This is a genomic window from Hymenobacter psychrotolerans DSM 18569 (assembly GCF_900142395.1).
Lineage (GTDB): Bacteria > Bacteroidota > Bacteroidia > Cytophagales > Hymenobacteraceae > Hymenobacter > Hymenobacter psychrotolerans.
The window spans coordinates 1-19,672 of the sequence record NZ_FRAS01000007.1 but is presented as its reverse complement, the minus strand read 5'-3'; the positions used below and the strand labels follow the sequence as shown (position 1 = coordinate 19,672).

Annotated in this window: 15 protein-coding genes; 2 read left to right on the top strand and 13 right to left on the bottom strand. The window is 60.8% G+C overall.

The window, feature by feature from the left end:
- The first annotated feature begins 29 nt into the window (after positions 1-29).
- Positions 30-1,028, top strand: a complete 999-nt coding sequence (locus BUE15_RS08240) for a hypothetical protein (protein ID WP_073283072.1) — start codon at positions 30-32, stop codon at positions 1,026-1,028.
- Positions 1,029-1,179: 151 nt separating this feature from the next.
- Complete coding sequence (locus BUE15_RS08235) at positions 1,180-2,298, top strand: cytochrome-c peroxidase (protein WP_073283069.1); 1,119 nt, start codon at positions 1,180-1,182, stop codon at positions 2,296-2,298.
- Between the two features lie 282 nt (positions 2,299-2,580).
- Here BUE15_RS08235 and ftsZ read toward each other — a convergent pair whose 3' ends face one another.
- From ftsZ to mraZ, 13 genes are all read right to left on the bottom strand, one after another.
- Positions 2,581-4,083: a cell division protein FtsZ gene (ftsZ, locus tag BUE15_RS08230; RefSeq protein WP_073283066.1), complete on the bottom strand. Its 1,503-nt coding sequence runs from the start codon at positions 4,081-4,083 to the stop codon at positions 2,581-2,583.
- A 124-nt stretch (positions 4,084-4,207) separates the two neighbouring features.
- Entirely contained in the window at positions 4,208-5,593 is a 1,386-nt protein-coding gene (gene ftsA, locus BUE15_RS08225) for a cell division protein FtsA (RefSeq protein ID WP_073283063.1), read from the bottom strand.
- 96 nt (positions 5,594-5,689) lie between these two features.
- A complete protein-coding gene (locus BUE15_RS08220; RefSeq protein ID WP_073283060.1) occupies positions 5,690-6,454 on the bottom strand; it encodes a cell division protein FtsQ/DivIB in 765 nt (254 codons plus the stop codon).
- Entirely contained in the window at positions 6,438-7,874 is a 1,437-nt protein-coding gene (murC, locus tag BUE15_RS08215; protein WP_262987460.1) for a UDP-N-acetylmuramate--L-alanine ligase, read from the bottom strand. The genes BUE15_RS08220 and murC overlap by 17 nt, the downstream gene beginning before the upstream one ends.
- Before the next feature lie 64 nt (positions 7,875-7,938).
- Positions 7,939-9,033, bottom strand: coding sequence for an undecaprenyldiphospho-muramoylpentapeptide beta-N-acetylglucosaminyltransferase (gene murG / locus BUE15_RS08210; RefSeq protein ID WP_073283054.1), 1,095 nt, complete (start codon positions 9,031-9,033; stop codon positions 7,939-7,941).
- A gap of 100 nt (positions 9,034-9,133) precedes the next feature.
- Complete coding sequence (locus BUE15_RS08205; protein ID WP_073283051.1) at positions 9,134-10,327, bottom strand: FtsW/RodA/SpoVE family cell cycle protein; 1,194 nt, start codon at positions 10,325-10,327, stop codon at positions 9,134-9,136.
- Positions 10,328-10,415: 88 nt separating this feature from the next.
- Complete coding sequence (murD, locus tag BUE15_RS08200) at positions 10,416-11,777, bottom strand: UDP-N-acetylmuramoyl-L-alanine--D-glutamate ligase (protein ID WP_073283048.1); 1,362 nt, start codon at positions 11,775-11,777, stop codon at positions 10,416-10,418.
- A 10-nt stretch (positions 11,778-11,787) separates the two neighbouring features.
- Positions 11,788-13,008: a phospho-N-acetylmuramoyl-pentapeptide-transferase gene (mraY, locus tag BUE15_RS08195; RefSeq protein ID WP_073283045.1), complete on the bottom strand. Its 1,221-nt coding sequence runs from the start codon at positions 13,006-13,008 to the stop codon at positions 11,788-11,790.
- 129 nt (positions 13,009-13,137) lie between these two features.
- Positions 13,138-14,625 carry a UDP-N-acetylmuramoyl-L-alanyl-D-glutamate--2,6-diaminopimelate ligase gene (locus BUE15_RS08190; RefSeq protein ID WP_073283042.1) on the bottom strand — a complete coding sequence of 496 codons (1,488 nt, stop codon included), beginning with the start codon at positions 14,623-14,625 and terminating at the stop codon, positions 13,138-13,140.
- A 63-nt stretch (positions 14,626-14,688) separates the two neighbouring features.
- Positions 14,689-17,085: a penicillin-binding protein gene (locus tag BUE15_RS08185; RefSeq protein WP_084548911.1), complete on the bottom strand. Its 2,397-nt coding sequence runs from the start codon at positions 17,083-17,085 to the stop codon at positions 14,689-14,691.
- A 9-nt stretch (positions 17,086-17,094) separates the two neighbouring features.
- Positions 17,095-17,808 carry an FtsL-like putative cell division protein gene (locus BUE15_RS22325; RefSeq protein WP_244535917.1) on the bottom strand — a complete coding sequence of 238 codons (714 nt, stop codon included), beginning with the start codon at positions 17,806-17,808 and terminating at the stop codon, positions 17,095-17,097.
- A gap of 44 nt (positions 17,809-17,852) precedes the next feature.
- Positions 17,853-18,800, bottom strand: coding sequence for a 16S rRNA (cytosine(1402)-N(4))-methyltransferase RsmH (gene rsmH, locus BUE15_RS08175; RefSeq protein WP_073283039.1), 948 nt, complete (start codon positions 18,798-18,800; stop codon positions 17,853-17,855).
- The gene (gene mraZ / locus BUE15_RS08170; protein ID WP_073283036.1) at positions 18,797-19,270 is read right to left on the bottom strand and encodes a division/cell wall cluster transcriptional repressor MraZ; all 474 of its coding nucleotides are present in this window, start codon (positions 19,268-19,270) and stop codon (positions 18,797-18,799) included. Before mraZ ends, rsmH begins: the two co-directional genes overlap by 4 nt.
- Positions 19,271-19,672 lie beyond the last annotated feature (402 nt).

The following is a 19,672-nucleotide window of genomic DNA, read 5'->3' as shown; positions in this document are numbered from 1 at the left end:
TAATTCAGCGCTTCCGGGCGCTGCTTCCTATGTCTTTCTCCAAATTAGCGCTTCTGCTACCGGCCCTGCTGGTGGCCCAGGCTGCCAGTGCCTGCGACATCTGCGGCTGCTTCATGGGTATCACCCCCTACGACAACCAAAGCAGCTTTTCGCTGATGCACCGCTACCGCATCTTCAACGGCTACCGCGCCCTGGGCCAGTCGCCGCAGCTTTTCCCGACCGGCGCTAGGCCTGTGCTGGCCCGGCCCCTTAATGGCGCTGATCCTGGCTACAGCCACTCGCACCAAGGCGACCCGACCGATTTTGAGGCGTTTCGCGTGGTTGAGCTGCGCGGCAAGTACTTTCTGGCCAAGCGCCTGGAGTTGAACGCCTTCGTGCCGTACGTCATGAACACGTCCCAGATCAATGGGCAGCAGCTTAACCTGAGCGGCCTCGGCGACGTGACGGTGTTTGCCGGCTACCACCTCATCCGCAGCATCGAAACCGCCGGCATACAAAGCCGCCTGATTGTGGGCGGCGGCGCGAAACTGCCTACCGGTGATTTCCGGCGCCACACAGCTGCCGGCCGCCGCTACCCCACCCTCACGCAGCCCGGCACCGGCACCACCGATGGGTTTGTGTATGCCAACTACATCGGCAGCTACCGCGGAGTCGGGCTCAGCCTCAACTCCAGCTACCGCCGCGGTATGGCCAACCGCTTCGATGAAGGACTTGCTCCCGGCACAACGGCTTTCGCCAACCTCTTCTACCGGGTGGCGCTGGGTTCCGATTGGCAGCTGTACCCATCGGCGCAGTTTTTCTACGAAAAAACCAAGGGAGAACTGTTCGAAGGGCAGCTCACCGGTGAGCACGCCATGAACAATGCCCTGCTCGGCCCTGGCCTGGATGTGTACTACAAAAACCTGTCACTGAACGCTAGTGTGCAGCTTCCGGTGTACACTGCCGCCACCGCGCACCCGGCCAGTGCCGGCCGGATGGTAGTGGCCGTCGGCTACAGCTTCAACCAAACGAAATACCTGATCCGGTAAGCCACAATGCGTCCGGCACGGAACAGGAGTAGTTGAAACTGAACTACTCCTGTTCCGTGTTGGCTCAGGAAATAGTATCTTGAGCCGTCTCAGTTCCGCCTTGTTTATGTTGCTACGTGGTACCCGTTTGCGTTCCTGGCTTCTGCTTTCCATGGCTGCCCTGCTGTCGGCGGCGGCCTGCCACCGGGAAGAGCCGCAGCCCGTTGAGCCGCAAGTGCCACTGCCGACGCCTTACACGTTAGAAATTCCGTCGCAGCTGCCCAAAGGCGTTGTTATTCCGGCCAATAATCAGCTGACGGTGGAAGGTATTGACCTGGGCCGTAAGCTGTTCTACGAAACCCGGCTTTCCCGCAACAATGCCATGTCGTGCGGCTCGTGCCACCAGCAAAGCAAGGCTTTCACCGACGGCCGGGCCCTGGCCGTTGGCGTCGATGGCATTGCTCATCAGCGCAACACCATGTCGCTGGTGAACCTGCTGTGGGAGCCCACCCTGAACTGGGACGGCGCGGCCACCACGCTTGAAACCCAGGCCCGCACCCCCATCGAAAACCCGGTGGAGCTGCACCAGTCGCTGGCTACCGGCGTCAGCAAGCTGCAGCAGACCGATATGTACCCGCCGCTGTTTGCCCGGGCGTTCGGCTCCAGCACTATCACCGAAGAAAACGTGCTTAAGGCCCTGGCTCAGTTCCAGCGGACCCTTATTTCCTCCAACACGCGCTACGAACAGTCGCTGCTTGGCCAGACTCGCCTGAATGATGACGAGCGGGCCGGCCGGCTGCTTTTCTTCAACCATCCCGGCGAAGGTGGCAACAGCAACGCCCGCGGCGGCTCCTGCGACCATTGCCACAACGGCAACAACTTTACTTTTACCAACGCTACGTTTGCTACGGTCGGCGGCACGGCAGAATTTGTCAACAATGGCCTGGATATGACCTTTGCGGACCCCGGCCGGTTTGGCATCACGGGCCGGCCCAGCGACAAAGGGCTGTTCCGGGTGCCTACTCTGCGCAATATTGCCCTCACGGCTCCCTACATGCACGATGGCCGCTTCCAGACCCTGGAAGAAGTAGTGGACCACTACAACGAGCACATTCAGCGGAACAGCCCCAACGTAAACCCGATTCTGCTGCTCTCCAACCCCGGCCCGGCCGGCAGCAACAGCACTACGCTTAACCTGACCGCTACCGAAAAGCGGCAGCTCGTTGCCTTCCTGAAAACCCTGACAGATTCTACTTTCATTCAGGATAAGCGCTTCTCCAACCCTTTCTGAGTGAAGTCTGCTTTCCTGTTCTTTCCTTCTGTGATGCAGAAGCCGCTCTTGTGGATAGCTGTGCTACTGATTTTGCCTTTAGCCGCCTGTTCTTCGCTCTCTTCCACCCGTTCCCTCAGCCCCGACCGGGAGCCGGGCTCCCCACGGTACACTCAGCCTGCTGCTTCTGATTCGCTTGAACTGCCTCAGCGCCAGCCACGCTGACAAGCATCAGTTTCTACCTAAAGCAAAGGCCGCTGCAGATACTGCAGCGGCCTTTGCTTTAGGTGGTTTTACCTGAATCTAGTCGACGTTGTCGTGCAGGAAACGGTTGTCGCCCAGCAGTTCGTTGTCGTCGGAGAGGTTGAAGCGGCTGATGTTTCGCTCCGAAGAGGGCGTTACATTCTCCAGCTTCACTTGCCGGCGCAGGTACGCAGGCGTCTCCAGCTGATCCTTGATGGAGTCGTTGGTGAGGCCGTTGCTGAGTTCCTGCAGGCGGCGGCGGCGCTCCTCGGCGCGGGCATCAAGAGCCGGGCGGCCAGGCAAAGGCGCGGCGGGCTGGGCAGCATGATACACCACTGGTTCAGGAGCCGGCGCCGATGGGGCCGCCACGGGCGGTACCTGGCCGGTATACGGAGAAGTTTCGAGGTCAAACTTCACGGGCTGCGGCTCTGGCATCGGGGCCGGAGCCATGGGCTGCGGAACCGGTGCACTCGTGAAGGAAGGCACTACCGGGGCCGTTGCTACGTCCAGCGGCTCCTTATTGAAGACGTTCAGCTGAGCTTCGGGCTGGCTTACTGGCTCCTCTTCCCGCGCCGGAATAGCCGTGATGGTGTGTGCTTCCCGCGCGAAACCAGTGGCAATAACCGTCACCCGGATGCTCTGGCCCAGAGTAGAATCGATACCGTGGCCGAAGATTACTTCCGCATTCTGGCCGGCTTTGTCCTGGATGCACTCCGTAATTTCGGTCAGCTCATCCATTTCCAGCTCGGCCTGGTCGCCGGACATGATGCTGAGCAGGATGCGCTGCGCCCCATGGATATCGGTATTGTTGAGCAGCGGAGAAGCCAGTGCCTCTTCGGCCGCACGGCGGGCGCGGTTTTCGCCCTCCGTGATGCTCGAGCCCATAACGGCCGCACCGCTGTCCTTCATCACCGTTTTCACGTCTTCAAAGTCCACGTTCACGTCGGCCGTCACCGTAATAATTTCGGCAATGGACTTGGCGGCGGTGCTCAGCACGTTATCGGCTTTGGCGAAGGCCGAGCGGATAGGCAGGTTGCCGTAAATCTCGCGCAGCTTATCGTTAAGAATCACCAGTACGGTGTCGCAGTTTTCGCTCAGCTCCTTGATGCCGTGCTCAGCCTGCTGACGCTTTTTCTTGCCTTCAAACATGAAAGGCGCCGTCACGATACCTACCGTGAGGATGCCGAGTTCTTTGGCGACTTTGGCAATAACCGGTGCCGCACCCGTGCCCGTACCACCGCCCATACCGGCCGTGATAAACACCATTTTGGTGCCGTTGCTCAGGAGTTCCCGGATTTGTTCGCGGCTTTCGATGGCGGCCTGCTTGCCTCGCTCAGGGTTGGCGCCGGCCCCGAGGCCTTCGGTCAGGTCCAGCCCGATCTGCAGGCGGTTGGGCACCGTAGAAGAGGCCAATGCCTGCTTATCGGTGTTACAAATGACGAATTCTACGTCCTTGATGCCCTGGCTGAACATGTGGTTCACGGCGTTGGAGCCGCCCCCACCCACGCCAATCACCTTGATGATGGACTTGGACTGCGCCGGGATGTCGAATTTATAATTCATTGGTTGGGGTCTTGGGACTTGGGGACTGCGGGTCTTGGTTTCTGCTACAGGCGTTCCGGCCCAGTAAAGTTCCGCTGTGCGCAACTCTCAGGCCGGGCTTCCGCGCCCCCAAGACTCCAATCAACTAGTACTGCTTGTCATCAAAATCGTCAATCAGCAGCTTTTTGGTGTTGCTGATGATGTTGCGGAAAAAGTCGCCGGTAGACGAGGGTTTCTTGGGCTCCGGGGCTTTGGCTGGCTCTGCCTTGGGCGTTACTATCACGGCAGAGGCCGCAATGGGCGCAGGCGTGTGCTGATGGGCTACGGCGGGCTTCTGCTCTTCCTGCTGCTCGTAGTTGTTGCGGTTCAGGCGCTCATCCAGGGAACGGTAGCCGGCTAGCACGAGGCCCACCGTAGTAGCGTACATCGGCGACTTCACCGCCTCAATCTTGCTCTTGCCCAGGTGCTCATTGGGGTAGCCAATGCGGGTGTCGAGGCCCGTCACGTACTCCGTGAGCTGCACCAGGTTCTGCAGCTGCGCGCCGCCGCCTGTCAGCACGATACCGGCCGCCAGCTTGTCGGCGTGGCCCGTGCGCTGAATCTCAGCGTACACCAGCTCGATGATTTCCTCCATCCGGGCCTCAATAATGTAAGCCAGATTCTTGAGAGAAATTTCCTTGGGAGCCCGGTCGCGCAGGCCCGGGATGCTCACGATTTCGTAGTCGGAAGCTTCCTCTGCAATGGCTTTGCCGAATTTCACTTTGAGCTGCTCGGCCTGGTTTTGCATCACCTGGCAACCCTGCTTGATGTCGGACGTGACGATGTTGCCGCCAAACGGCAGCACCGCTGCGTGCCGGATGATGCCATCCTTGAAGATAGCCAGGTCGGTGGTGCCGCCCCCAATATCAATCAGGGCTACGCCGGCCTCCTTCTCCTCATCCGACAGCACCGACAGGCTGGACGCCAGCGGCTCCAGAATCAGATTGTCGATTTCGAGGCCGCCCTTGTTGACGCACTTATTGACGTTGTTGATGGCCGTGCTTTGCGCCGTGATGATGTGGAAGTTGCCTTCCAGCCGCACGCCCGACATACCCACCGGGTCCATGATGCCTTCCTCGTAGTCCACCTTATAGTCCTGGGGCATTACGTGGATGATCTGGGAGCCGGGCGGCGTCACGAGGCGGTACATGTCGCCGGTGAGGCGCTCCACGTCTTCCTGCGTGATTTCGCTGTCGGCGGAAGCGCGCGTGATGCTGCCGTTGTGCTGCAGGCTCTTGATGTGCTGGCCGGCAATGCCCACGTTTACCACGCCGATATTGATGCCCGACTGTTCCTCCGCCTGCCGGATAGCCCGCTTAATGGCGTCCACCGTCTTGTCGATATTGGACACAATGCCTCGCACTACTCCTTCCGACACGGCTTTGCCCATGCCTAGAATTTCTAGCTTGCCAAATTCGTTTTTACGGCCTACGAGGGCACAGATTTTGGTGGTTCCAATGTCGAGGCCGACTACAATCTTATCGTGTTGCATGGGGAGGTTGTCGGGTTAAGCTGGCGGGCGAGGGCAGTGTGAGGCGGTGTATTAGGGGCAAAAATAGGCTTTTCAGGCCAATGGAGCGAGAAAATCTCACTCGCAAATTATCTGATCTTTGAATTCAACGTTGACGCGGTGGTAGGTATCCCAGCCTAAGGCGGGAGGTATTTGACGGTAAAATACCATCAGTTTCGCAAATTTTTCTGAAATATTCTCAGGAAAGCCAAATTCTACCTGCTGGTCTCCTATTTGTTGGGTGAACGAAACCTTGCCGTTGGCCCCGATGAAGACCTCTGCTACCTGCGCCCGCCAGAACGAGTGCTCATCAATGTAGCGCAGCAACTCCAGATACCGCAGGCCGGTAGAATCCTGGAAGAACGAAGCTGCCAGCGGCTGCCCGCCGGGACGCGACACAGGCACCACGCGTGCCGTAAACAGCGAGGACAGCGGCAGCTTGTTGCCGTCGGCGTCGAGGTAGCAGTCCTGGCGGGTGTCGGCGTGTACGAGGCGGGCAATGGGACGGTTCTGGCGCACATCGGCGTGGAGGTTGCCGGCCAGGTCGCGGTAGACCTGCGCATCCTTCACAAAGCTGTGGGCCTTCAGGCGGGCTTCCAGGGCCGGCAGGTTGAGCTCTTCGGGCGTACTGCCCTCCAGACGCTGCTCGCCGTTGCGGGTAAGCAGGCTGGTGACTTCCCGCTCGCTGATAAAGTAGTTGTTGAACTCGTTGCCGATGGTGACGATGACCTGCCCGACGGGCCGGCTGGCCTGCTTTACGCCGGCAAACACGGCCAGCCCACCCAGCAGCACGAGGCAGCCGGTGGCAAACAGCACATTATTTACCTTACGCTTGAGTTCCATTCCACCGAAGATGTAAAATATTCTTTAAACGCGGTACAAGCTGGTCAATGTCGCCGGCGCCGACAGTGGCTAATACGTCGAAATCCGATTGGGTTTCGGTATTAGCGAAAATTTCCTCCCGACTCTGCAGTGATTTTCGAGGGGCAGTTATTTGGGACAAAATCAATTCGGACGTCACACCAGGCAGCGGCAGCTCCCGCGCCGGATAGATATCCATCAGCACCACTTCATCAGCAAGACTCAGACTCTCAGCAAATCCGGGAGCAAAGTCGCGGGTGCGGGTGAACAGATGCGGCTGGAAAACCACCCGCAGCCGGCGGCCCGGATACAATGTGCGCAGGGAACGAAGGAAAGCCTCAATTTCGCGTGGATGATGGGCATAATCATCCACATAAACTTTCTGCCCGTCTCCTGCTCCGGCTGTCAGGATGAACTCGAAGCGGCGTTTCACGCCCCGGTAGGCCGCAACAGCCGTTTGTAACTTTTCCGGGCTCACGCCTTCCAACTGAGCCACGCAGGCGGCGGCCAGCATGTTTTCCACGTTGTGGTAGCCGGGCACGGCCAGCGCGAGTTCCGCTGCCGTACCCTGCGGCCCGTGCAGGTCGAACCGGAACTCGTGGCCCTGCGCCGTGATGTGGTCGGCGTAGAGTTCCGGGCCCTGCTCGGGTGAGAGGCCGTAGCGGATAACCCGCACGCCGGCCGGCACGGCGGCTGCCACGCTGGCGTCGGCGGTGTGGTTGATGATGAGTGTGCCGCCGGGCTGAATCTGGCCCACAAACTGCCGGAACGACTCTACCAGCGCGTCTTTGTCACCGTAGATGTCGAGGTGGTCGGCATCGGTGCTCGTAACAATGGCAATTTCGGGGTGCAGGGTCAGGAAACTCCGGTCGTATTCGTCGGCTTCTACCACGATGGGCACGTGGGCTTCACCGGTCGGCGGCAGGAGCAGATTGGAACCCAGATTGACGGAGAGGCCGCCCAGAAATGCCGCGCAGGGCACCCCGGCGTGGTGCAGAAGGTGCGCCACCATGCTGCTGGTAGTGGTTTTGCCGTGCGTACCGGCCACGGCAATGGTGCGGTGGCCGGCCGTGAGTACGCCCAGCACCTGGCTGCGCTTGCGGATGTCGTAGCCGTTTTCGCGCAGCCACGCCCATTCCCGATGGTCTTTGGGGATGGCCGGGGTCAGCACAACAAGTGTCTGGTCACGGCGCTGGCGCACTGCGGCCGGAATGCTGTCTACGGCATCATCGAAATGCACCGCAATGCCTTCCGCTTCCAGCGCGTCGGTGAGCGGCGTGCGGGTTTTGTCGTAGCCGGATACCTGGTGGCCATTGGCCTGGAACCAGCGCGCCAGCGCCGACATACCAATGCCTCCGATACCGAGGAAGTAGACGTAAGGAAAGGCGGCGACTGGGTTCAAAGGAAAGAGGAATTACAGAGTAGGGATTAGTAGGCCTGCTGCCCACTTTACTGCCAGAACTTAATCAGGAACGTGTTTTTATGAGCTTCAGCAGCTCATCCACAATCGTGCTGGTGGCCTCCGGATGAGCGAGCTGCCGCACATTGGCGCTGAGCTGCTGCTGGCGGGCCGGGTCCTGAAGCAGCGCCAGGGCCTCGTCGTAGAGGCGTGTGGCCGCTTCGCTGTCCTTCACCAACAGTGCGGCATCGTGCTTCACCAAGGCCATGGCGTTTTTAGTCTGATGGTCTTCGGCCACGTTGGGCGAGGGCACCAGAATGCTGGGCTTGCCGGTCAGGCACAGCTCCGAAACCGACAGTGCCCCGGCCCGGCTGACAACCACATCGGCGGCGGCGTAGGCCAGATCCATGCGCTGCACAAATTCCAGGGCGTGCAATCCTGCGGCCGCAAAGGGGGCGGCCTGCTCCTGCGCCTGCGGGTAGTAGAGCTTGCCGGTTTGCCAGAGCACCTGCACCCCGGCCGCCTGCAGGCGCGGCAGGGCGGCGGCGGTGGCCTGGTTGAGCGTGCGGGCACCGAGGCTCCCCCCGATTACCAGCAGCACCGGGCGGCTGGCATCGAGGCCGAAGAAGGCCAGGGCAGCAGCCCGGTCGCCGGTGGCTATTTCGGTGCGCACGGGGTTGCCGGTGAGCACCAGCTTCTCCGCCGGAAAAAACTTGTTCATGCCCTCATAGGCCACGCAGATTTTATTCACGCGGCGGGCCAGCAGCTTGTTTACGAGACCGGCGTAGGAGTTCTGCTCCTGAATGAGCGACGGAATACCGTGCGACGTGGCCGCCAGCAACACCGGCGCCGACGCGTAGCCGCCCACACCCACCACGGCATCGGGGCGGAAGCTTTCCAGCAGCTTGCCGGCTTTGCGTACGGCGCGCATCACCTTAATCGGGAACAGCAGGTTCTGCGGCGTGAGGCGACGCTGCAGCCCACTGATGTCGAGGCCCACGATTTTGTAGCCGGCTTCGGGCACGCGTGTCATCTCCATGCGGCCGTTGGCGCCCACAAACAGGATTTCGGCATCGGGCTGGCGGCGGCGCAGCTCATTGGCAATTGCCACCGCCGGGAAGATGTGCCCGCCCGTACCGCCGCCGCTGATGATAACTTTCATGTGCTGGTTGTTGAGTATTGATGGCTGACTGTTAGGTGTTGATTGCTGGTTAGTTACGCTTTCGATAGCGCATCAATCAACTATCAGCAGGTAGCCATCATTAGGCATACGCCGTTTTTTTGGGAATCCGGGCAGTGTCGGCGGGCTCGCCCACCATGGGCCGGATTTCCCGCTCACCCCGGCTCACGGCCAGAATAATACCCACGCTGATACCGGTGAAAATGAGCGAGGTGCCGCCCATACTCAGCAGCGGCAGCGGCAGCCCCGTAATCGGGCCCAGCCCCACGGCCACGCCCATATTCACCATGGCCTGCAGCACCAGACTAAACGTAAGACCGGCCGCCAGCAGCCCGCCGAAGGCCCCGTGGCTGTTCACCACCGTCAGCAGCCCTCGATACAGGAAAGCCAGGTAGAGAAATAACACCGTTACGCCGCCTACCATGCCGTATTCTTCGATGATTACGGCATAGATGAAGTCGGAATACGGGTGGGGCAGAATGTTACGCTCGGTGCTATTGCCGGGGCCTTTTCCCGTAATACCGCCCGTGGCAATGGCAATGTAGGAGTGCTCCAGCTGAAACGGCACCGGCTTGCTTTTGTCGGTGAAGCTTTCAATGCGCGACACTACCGTTTTGTAGCGCTGCCCCGAAGCCAGTCCCACGCCGCCCACCACCAGCCCAATGGCCACCATCACAGCCATCTGCTTGAGCGGCACGCGCCCGATAAACATCAGCAGCAGGCAGGTAGCAAACAGCAGCAGCGCCGTGGAGGCATTACTCATGATGATAATACCGCAGATCAGTCCCACCCACAGCATCACGGGCAGCAGCGTGGTTTTGAAGTCCTGCACGTGCTGCTGGCGGCGGCTGAGCATGGAAGCCAGGTGCGAAATCAGGGCCAGCTTGGCTAAGTCGGACGGCTGAAAGGTTTGATTGATGACCGGGATAGTAAGCCAGCGCGAAGCATCGTTAAGGGTAGTGCCGCCCATAAAGAACGTGAACAGCAAAAGCGGCACCGACAGCAGCAGCGCGTACAGCGAGAGGCGCGAGTAGTAGCGGTAGTCGATGCGGTGGGCCAGCCACATCAGCGCCAGCCCCACGAAAATGAGGCTGGTGTGCTTGAACAGAATCATTTCGGTGGTGCCGGAGCGGCCGCGCAGCTCGTTTTTGTAGGCCAGCGTGCCGGTAGCCGAATACACCACGGCCATGCTGATAAGCGAAAACAGAATCACGATGCCCCATAGTACCGGGTCACCCTTGAGGTTGCGCTGTAGCCAGAGTTTGACGGGTTCCATCGGTGAGTGAGTGAATGAGTGGATGAGTGACTAAGTAACTGAGCGTTCTGGCAGGGCAGATGAGCATTTCGCTCATCCACTCAGTCACTCAGTCACTCATTACGTTCTGCACCGCGGCAGCAAACTGCCGGCCCCGGTCTTCGTAGTTTTTGAACAGGTCGAAGCTGGCGCAGGCGGGCGAGAGCAGCACCACGTCGCCCGCTTCGGCCAGTTCGGCGGCGCGCCGCACGGCGGTTTCCACGCTTTGGGTTTCCTCCAGCAGCGGTACCACGCCCCCGAAACTGGCTTTCAGCTTCTCATTATCAACACCCAGGCAGATGAGCGCCTTCACGCGCGACTTGGCCAGGGGCACCAGCGTCGAGTAGTCGTTGCCTTTGTCGGTGCCGCCCGCAATCCAGATGATGGGCTGCCGGATGCCGTCCAGCGCGTACCACACGGCCTCCACGTTGGTGGCCTTGGAGTCGTTGATGAAGCGCGCCCCGTTGATGCTACCCACCGGCTGCAGCCGGTGGTCGGCGTTGCGGAAGGTGCCCAGCGCGGTTTCAATCTGCTCGGTACTCAGGCCGGTCACCCGCGCGCAGAGCACGGCGGCCAGCATGTTCTGACGGTTGTGCTGGCCAATGAGCGGCGAGGCGCTGATGCTTACTTCCTCCTCCGCCAGATTCAGGCCCGGGCTGAGGTTGGAGCACAGCCGTTCTTCCTGCGTGTAGTAGGCCGCTAGCTGGTAATCGGGGCGGCGGTGCAGGCTGAAGGGCAGCTGGTTGACGGGCCGCAGCGCCGCCTGGAAGTAGCGCTGAATGTTCTCGTCGTCGGCGTTGTAGATAAACCAGCCCGAACTGTCCTGATTGCGCATGATGCGCAGCTTGGCCAGCGCGTATTCTTTCAGGGAGTAGCCGTAGCGGTCCAGGTGGTCGGGCGTGATGTTGAGCAGCACCGAAACCCAGGGCTGAAACTCGTAGGTGTCATCGAGCTGAAAGCTGCTCAGCTCCACCACGTAGTACTCAAACTGGTCTTCTATCACCTGCTCGGCCAGCGAGTAGCCCACGTTCCCGGCAAGGCCCACGCTGTAGCCGGCCTCCTTCAGCAGGTGATAGGTGAGCAGCGTGGTGGTGGTTTTGCCGTTGGTGCCCGTGATGCAGATGCATTTGGCTTTGGTGTGGCGGCCGGCCAGCTCAATCTCCGAAATGATGGAAATACCCTTCTCCCGCAGGGCCTGAATGACGGGCGCTTTTTCCGGGATTCCGGGGCTTTTCACCACTTCATCAGCGCGCAGCACCTCCTGCAGCGTGTGCGTGCCCTCCTCGAACCGGATGCCGGCCTGCGTCAGCTTCTGCTTATAGACAGGCTGAATGGGGCTTTTGTCGGACACGAACACCGTGTGGCCTTTGGCCTGCGCCAGCAGCGCGGCCCCTACCCCACTTTCTGCGGCTCCGAGGATGACGTAGTGCATAGCTTGAGTGTTAGCGAAGTTTCAGAGTAACCAGCGTCAGAACGGCCAGCATGATGCCCACAATCCAGAAGCGCGACACGATTTTGGACTCGTGGTAGCCGAGCTTCTGGTAGTGGTGGTGCAGCGGCGACATGCGCAGCAGGCGGCGGCCTTCGCCGTATTTGCGGCGCGTGTACTTGAAGTAGCTCACCTGCACCATCACCGACAGGTTTTCAACCAGGAACACCCCGCACAGCACCGGAATCAGCAGCTCTTTGCGCACAATGAGGGCCAGCACCGCAATGATGCCACCGATGGCCAACGAGCCGGTGTCGCCCATAAACACCTGCGCCGGGTAGCTATTGTACCACAGAAATCCCACGCAGGCCCCCACGAAGGCAGCACAGAAGATTACCAGCTCCCCGGAGTTCGGAATGAACATAATATCCAGGTAGTCAGCCAACAGCGCGTTGCCACTCACGAAAGCGAAAATGGCCAGCGTAGTGCCGATAATGGCCGAGGTGCCCGCTGCCAGTCCGTCGAGGCCGTCGGTAATGTTGGCACCGTTGCTCACCGCCGTGATGATGAGAATCACGATGGGAATGTAGAAGAAGGCGTAGTACTCGTTGAAAAAGTCGCCGGCCGTGGCAAACAGGTCGCCGTAGTTGAGCTCGTTGTTTTTAGCGAAGGGAATGGTCGTAATCATCAGCTTCACGTCCTGGTAGATGGTGCTGGCATCCACCGCCGACGACTGTCCGTTGCTGAGCAGATACTGGCGCACGGTCACGTCATTGGAGAAAAACAGCACCCAGCCTACCGTGAGCCCCAGGCCCACCTGGCCCATAATCTTGAAGCGGCCGGCCAGCCCTTCCTTGTCCTTCTTCACTACCTTAATATAGTCATCCACGAAGCCGATCAGGCCCAGCCACACGGTGCTCAGAATCATGAGTACAATGTAGATGTTGTCGAGCTTGGCGAAGAGCAGCACCGGCACCAGAATGGCCAGCAGAATGATGAGGCCGCCCATGGTGGGGGTACCTTTCTTCTCCATCTGGCCCTGCAGGCCAAGGTCTCGGATGGTTTCCCCGATTTGCTGGCGCTGCAGCACCCGGATCAGGGGCGCGCCGAAAAACTGCGCAATGATGAGCGAAGTGACGATGGCCAGAGCCGCGCGGAACGAGCTGTACTGCATCACCCCGGTTCCCGGCAGGTGGTGCACTTTATACAAGTAGTTAAAGAGGTAATACAGCATGGGCGCGGGTTCAGCAGGTTGCGGTCAGAAGGTAGGCAAGCTGCAAAGGTTCGGGTTTTTCAGGGTTCGGCAAGCGTTGCGTTTGTGCAGATTTTGGTGTAGAACCAAGCCCCACACGGCGCGGCTGTCTTACTTACCCAGCAGGTCAAACATGTCGGTCAGTACTTTTTTATCGTCGAAGTCAGTTTTCACGCCTTTGATTTCCTGGTAGGTTTCGTGGCCTTTGCCGGCTACCAGCACAATGTCGCCGGGGCCAGCCAGCGCCACGGCGGTTTTGATGGCTTCGCGCCGGTCCGGAATGGTCAGGACTTTGGCCAGGTCCTGCACCTTCACGCCGGCCTGCATCTGCTGCAGAATATCGTTGGGGTCTTCAAAACGCGGGTTGTCGGACGTCAGCACGACCCGGTCGGAGCCCTGGCAGGCGAGACCGGCCATAATGGGGCGTTTAGCCCCGTCGCGGTTGCCGCCGCAGCCCACCACCGTAATAACCTGCTGGCTGGGCTGGCGGATGTCGGCAATAGTTTGCAGCACGTTTTCCAGCGCGTCGGGCGTGTGCGCGTAGTCCACAATGCCCGTCACGCGGCTTTTCTCCGACACCACCGGCTCAAACCGCCCCGGCGCCGACAGCAGCCCCGACAGCACGGTCAGCACTTCCAGCGGCTCCTCGCCCAGCAGCACGGCCGCGCCATACACGGCCAGCAAGTTGTAGGCATTGAAGACGCCAATCAGGCGGAACTGCGTGTCGTGGCCGTCTACTTCGAGGTGCAGGCCATGCACGGCATTTTCAATCAGCTTGGCCCGGAACGTGGCGGCACTGCGCAGCGAGTAGGTTTCGCGGCGGGCGGGCGTGTTCTGCAGCATCACCATGCCGCGCTTGTCGTCGGCGTTGGAGAGGGCGAAGGCCGTTTTGGGCAGCTGGTCGAAGAAGCCTTTCTTGGCCTTCAGGTAGTTGTCGAACGTGCCGTGGTAGTCGAGGTGGTCGTGGGTGAGGTTGGTGAAGATGCCGCCCGCGAAGCGCAGCGCCGTGGTGCGGTGCTGCACGACGGCGTGGCTGCTCACTTCCATGCAGGCGTGCGTGCAGCCGGCTTCCACCATGCGGGCCAGCAGCTCATTCAGCCGGATGGCGTCGGGCGTGGTATGCGTGGCCGGAATCACCAGCTCGTCAATCTGGTTCTGCACCGTGCTGAGCAGGCCGGTATGGTAGCCCAGCTCGCGCAGCAGCTTGTGCAGCAGCGTGGCGCAGGTGGTTTTGCCGTTGGTGCCCGTCACGCCAATCAACTGCAGGCTCCGCGACGGATGCCCGTAGAAAGCCGCTGCCATATGCGCCATAGCCTCCGCCGAATCGGGCACCTGCACATAGGCCGTGCCCGGGCTGAGCGTGGCCGGCAGGTCTTCACACACCACCACAGATGCGCCCTGTTCCACGGCTTTCGCAATGAACTGGTGCCCGTCGGTGGCGGCACCGCGCAATGCGAAAAACACAAAGCCGGGCGCGGCCTGCCGCGAGTTGAGCGTAAGCGCCCGCACGGACACATCGGCGGGGCCATGCTGCGCCGTTATGCGCACATCGGCGAGCAGGGAAAAAAGCGGAAGCGTTATTTCGTTGGATTCAGACAAGGTCGGGGGGCAGGTTTCTCGCGAAGGCCTTAAGAAAGGTGCGTGGCGGTTGACGGAATGGCTCTAGGCCTTTTTAGGCTTGGCGCCAGTGGCCTGCTGGCTTAGCTGCTTGGCAGGTTTGGCCGGCTTGGCGCTGGGTTTGGGCTCAGGCTTTTTCTTCGGCTGAGGTGCGGCGGGCGCCGGACTGGTAGCTGCCAGCCGGGCTTTGGCTTTGGCCGCCAGCGCCCGGGCTTTGGCGTCGAGGTCGGTATCCACGGGCGTCAGCAGCTTGTTTTCTTCCAGCTGGCTGGATGCCGGCGCCACTACCGGCGCCGCCGGGCCGCCGGGCCGCTGCCCGATGGGCGCCAGCGCCAACGTGACCATCGTGCCACGCCGCACGGCCGTGCCCGCCGCCACCGACTGCGCCTTTACGCGGCCCGTGCCCTGAGTGCGCACGCGCAGGCCGCGGTTTTCGAGCAGGAACAGGGCGTCGCGGAGGGTGAGGCCCGTGACGTTGGGCACGCGGCCGGGCCGAACCGGCAACGGCTGCAGCGCCAGTGCTTCGGCCCCGCTGTCTTTTTTGGCATCTATCCGCACCCAATCCTCGTCGGGGGAAGGGGCTTCGTTTTTCACGCCAATCTGCTCGCACACCAGCCGCAGCTCGTCCTGCATACCGGCCTGCACGAAGGGCACTTTGGCCTTGTTGAGCGAGGCGCGGGCCAGCAGCGGCCGCTGGCTCGCGGCGTCGCGGGCCATGGCTTTGTCGGCCACTTCGCGGAAAACCGGCGCGGCCACGTCGGCGCCGTAAATGCGGCCTTTCTTCGGCGAATCGACCACCACGATGCAGCTGTACTTGGGCTTGTCGGCGGGGAAATAGCCGCAGAAGCTGGTGGAATACACCTTCGTGTAGGCGCCGTTCTTGAATTTCCAGGCGGTACCGGTTTTGCCGGCCATCGTGAAGTCCTCGGACCGGATACTACGGGCCGTGCCCTGGCTCACGACGCCTTCCATCATGGCTTTCACCTTTTCCAGCGTCTCATCGGAGCAGATTTTGGGATTGAGAATAACCGGCTCAAACCGCTCCAGCACTTTGTCGGCCTGCTTGATTTCGCGCACAATCATGGGCTGCACTTTCACGCCGCCATTCGCTATGGCATTGTAGAAGGCCAGCGTCTGCAAAGGAGCCAGCTTCAGCTCGTAGCCGATGCTCATGGTGGTCAGGGAGGTGCGGCTCCAGGACCGGTCCTGCGGGTCTTTCACGTACGGGCGGGCTTCGCCGGCCATCTGGAAGCCCAGCGGCTTGTGCAGCCCGAACTTTTTCAGATGGTCGGTGTAGCGGCTGGGGTTCTTGCCAAACTGCTTATCGACCAGCACGGCAATACCAATGTTCGACGACTTCTCGAACACCTGCTTCACCGTGATTTTGCCGTAACCGTGCGAGTCGGTTTTCACGGCTCCGCCGATGTACATGCGGCCGTTGCCGGTGTCCACGATGTCGTCGAGCGTGACGTTCGGATTTTCCTCGAACAGCGCCATCATGGAGGCCAGCTTGAACGTGGAGCCCGGCTCGGTCCGGCCCTGGTCGGCAATGGCGTAGTTGTAGTCTTCGCGGTACACGCCGTCGGCTACCTTGCCCAGGTTGGCCACGGCCTTGATTTCGCCGGTCTGCACTTCCATCAGAATCACGCAGCCGTACTGGGCATTGTTGTCGACCAGCGACTTGTACAGCGCATTTTCGGCCACGTCCTGCAGGTTGATATCGAGCGTGGTTTGCACGTCGTAGCCCGGAATCGGCTTGACCTCGGTGCCGTCGTAGATGGGCTTGTTGCCGCCGGGCAGCCGCTCAAACAGCGCCTCGCCGTCTTTGCCGGCCAGGTGTCGGTTGAAGGTAAACTCCAGACCCGCGCCGTTCTTATCCTCGTTCACGAAGCCGATGGTGCGCTGGGCCAGCCCGCCAAACGGCCGGAACCGCTTATCGACTTTCTCGAAAATGACGCCGCCCTTGTTTTTGCCTTCCCGGAAAATGGGCCACTGCGCCAGCTCCTTCTTCTCCTGGTAGTTGATCTGCCGGGAATTCAGACGAATGTAGCGCACCGAGGGTTTGGCCAGCTTGGCGTTCTTGAGCTTGCGCTTGTACTCCGATATGCTCCGGTCACCGAAGAAATGCGCCAGTTGAATGGCCAGAGAGTCAACGCCTTTGTTAAACGTTTCCGAATCGACTACGCTCGGGTCCCAGGCCACCCGGAAAAAGGGCAGCGAAGTGGCCATGATGCTGCGGCCGTCGTCGGCGAGAATGGTGCCGCGCGTGGCAAATACCGGCTGGTATACCACGCGGCGCTCCTGCTCCAGGGCGCGCCACCGCTCCCCTTCCTTGAACTGGATGTTGGAAATCTTCCAGACTACTGCGCACGAAAACAGGCAGACGCCCAAAAACGCCAGCCGTACGCGGGTAACGATGGATTTTTTAACGCTTCCTTTCATCTTCACTGATCAACGGCGACGGGTGGCAGCGGGCTGAGGCGCCGGTTCGGCCGGGGCGCCGGTGGCGTCCGTCCCGATGGGTACGGGCGGGGCGCCCACCTCAATAGTAGTAGAGTCGAGCGGCACGACAGGGCCGGCACGGCGCAGGGAGTCGCGCAGGGCGCGGGCGGCCAAAGAGTCGGCGGTCAGCACAGGCACCAGGTCCAGCGCAGCTTCATCGAGGCGGCCTGCAGGCACTTCAATCCGGAACGGCGGCGACGAGCTTTCCACGAGCCCATAGGCGGCTACCTTGCGGGCCACTTCGCTTTGCTTGCTGGCCTCCATGTAGTCCGATTTCAGGGTGGTATAGTCGGCGCGCAGGTCTTCGGTTTCGATTTTCAGCTTCTGGATGCTGCGGTTCATGCGCGAGGCGTAGTGCGTGTTGCCGATGTAAACCAGAATCAGGAACATCACGAACAGCACGTGCGGCAGGTAGCGCACCGGCAGGCCCTCCCGAAACAGCCCGTCCATGCGGGTAAGGCGCTCCAGCAGCGAAAACACGCTCCAGGAGCTGCGCGGCGCAGCCGGCCGTTCCGGACGCGCTGCTTTCGGGGCCTTGGGCGGCCGGGGCGCGGGCTCCGGAGCCATATCGGCCTCGGGCAGCACCACGGGCTCCGGCTCCACGGCACGGGGCACGTTGGCGCGGGGCTGGCTGGCGACGGGTTTTATGGTATTGAGTGCCACAGGCGTGGAGTTCTTCTGAGTGATAATCGGGCGACGAACGGCGTTTATTCCGGTCGTCTTATCGCCACGCGCAGCTTGGCCGAGCGGGCGCGGCTGTTCAGGGCTACTTCGTCGGCGGAAGCTTCCACCGGCTTGCGGGTCAGCACCTCGAAAGGGGTGTTGGTGCGGCCGAACAGGTCCTTCTCGGCTTCGCCGTAGAATTTGCCTTTGGCCATGAAGTTCTTCACCAGCCGGTCTTCCAGCGAATGGTAGCTCATGACCACCAGCCGCCCGCCGGGACGCAGCACCTGCGCCGTTTGCTCCAGCATTTCCTGCAACGCCTTCATCTCGTCGTTGGCCTCGATGCGCAGGGCCTGAAATACCTGGGCCAGGTATTTGTTTTCCTTGCCGCGCGGCGTGCAGCCGGCAATGGCCTTTTTCAGGCCGGCAATGGTATGGATGGTTTGCCCGCGCCGCGCGGCGGCCACGGTCTGGGCCAGCGTGCGGGCGTTGGTTACTTCCCCGTACATGCCAAAGATGCGGTGCAGGTCGGCTTCCGGATACTCATTGATGATGTCGGCGGCCGTGGGGCCGTCTTCGGCGTTCATGCGCATGTCCAGCGGCCCATCAAACCGGGTGCTGAAGCCCCGCTCCGGCGTATCAAACTGGTGCGACGACACGCCCAGATCAGCCAGCAGGCCATCTACGGGCAGGGCCCCGTGGTGCTGCAGCTCGGCGTGCAGGTCGCGGAAGTTGGCCCGGATGAACGTGAACTGCGGCCGGGCCAGTTTGGCGGCCTCCTGTTCGGCATCGGCGTCCTGGTCGAAGCTGTAGAGGTGGCCTTCGCCGCGTAGGTGCTCCAGAATCCGGGCCGAGTGGCCGCCGCCACCAAAGGTCACGTCAACGTAGCGGCCGCCGGGCTGCAGGTCCAGCGCCTCCAGGCACTCGCGTAGCATCACGGGGCGGTGGTAGGCAGTATCGTTCTGGTAGTCGTTGCTTGGGGTCGTGCTCATGCGGCAAGGGAGCCGCCAGGCCCGGTTTCGTTGGTCAGGAATTTCTGGGCCAGCTTCGAGAAGCTCTGCTGGTCCTTGATAAGGTATTCGTCGTAGCGGGCCGTGTCCCAGATTTCGCAGCGGTTGCCGAGTCCTACAATGATGGCCTCCTTCTCCAGGCCGGCATAGCGGCGCATGGAACCGGGCAGCATAAACCGCCCGATACTGTCGAGCTCTACCTCCGTCATACCCCGGAAAAAGTTGCGCTGAAACTGCCGGTATTCCTCATTGAACTCATCCAGCGCCATCACCTTGTCATGAATCACGCGCCACGCCTCCAGCGGGTAGAGTACGAGGCAGGGCTCAAACCCACGCACCAGCACGAGCTGCCCGGCCGAGGCCTGGGGCAGACTGCCCTTCACCTTGGCCGGCAGCACCAGCCGCCCTTTCGGGTCCAGCTTGCATTCGTATTCGCCGGAGAGCAGGTTCATGGATATGGGGAGGGCACGGGAGAGGGATGATAGCAAAAGTACACAATGCCTTAGAAAAGGCAACCACTATTTACCATTTTCTACCACTATTCAAAAATGCCGTTTCTGCGATGCAAAAGCAGTTTTTGGGCAAATACTAACGCAATTAGACTCTCCGATTTTGATAACACCGCAGGGTTTGACAGAATGTCAGTAGTACCAGTAGACGGTCCGTGTTGCTCTGAATTCTGCCGCCCCAAAAGGTAGGCGCTTGTTCCAGCGGCTCGTTTATCAGGCGCCGCAGAAAGCAGAACAGTGGTTGAAATAGTAGACCTAATTCGGAAAAGGTGGCTAAGTTAATCCGCGAGGAGCAGCCGTAGATTTGGGCATGGATTACCGTGCCTTACGCGAGCGGCCCCGGCA

Excerpts from the sequence above, each read along its gene's own strand:
- BUE15_RS08240 (WP_073283072.1), top strand. The coding sequence starts at position 30 with ATGTCTTTCTCCAAATTAGCGCTTCTGCTACCGGCCCTGCTGGTGGCC.
- BUE15_RS08235 (WP_073283069.1), top strand. The coding sequence starts at position 1,180 with ATGGCTGCCCTGCTGTCGGCGGCGGCCTGCCACCGGGAAGAGCCGCAG.
- ftsZ (WP_073283066.1), bottom strand. The coding sequence starts at position 4,083 with ATGAATTATAAATTCGACATCCCGGCGCAGTCCAAGTCCATCATCAAG.
- ftsA (WP_073283063.1), bottom strand. The coding sequence starts at position 5,593 with ATGCAACACGATAAGATTGTAGTCGGCCTCGACATTGGAACCACCAAA.
- BUE15_RS08220 (WP_073283060.1), bottom strand. The coding sequence starts at position 6,454 with ATGGAACTCAAGCGTAAGGTAAATAATGTGCTGTTTGCCACCGGCTGC.
- murG (WP_073283054.1), bottom strand. The coding sequence starts at position 9,033 with ATGAAAGTTATCATCAGCGGCGGCGGTACGGGCGGGCACATCTTCCCG.
- BUE15_RS08205 (WP_073283051.1), bottom strand. The coding sequence starts at position 10,327 with ATGGAACCCGTCAAACTCTGGCTACAGCGCAACCTCAAGGGTGACCCG.
- murD (WP_073283048.1), bottom strand. The coding sequence starts at position 11,777 with ATGCACTACGTCATCCTCGGAGCCGCAGAAAGTGGGGTAGGGGCCGCG.
- mraY (WP_073283045.1), bottom strand. The coding sequence starts at position 13,008 with ATGCTGTATTACCTCTTTAACTACTTGTATAAAGTGCACCACCTGCCG.
- BUE15_RS08185 (WP_084548911.1), bottom strand. The coding sequence starts at position 17,085 with ATGAAAGGAAGCGTTAAAAAATCCATCGTTACCCGCGTACGGCTGGCG.
- rsmH (WP_073283039.1), bottom strand. The coding sequence starts at position 18,800 with ATGAGCACGACCCCAAGCAACGACTACCAGAACGATACTGCCTACCAC.
- mraZ (WP_073283036.1), bottom strand. The coding sequence starts at position 19,270 with ATGAACCTGCTCTCCGGCGAATACGAATGCAAGCTGGACCCGAAAGGG.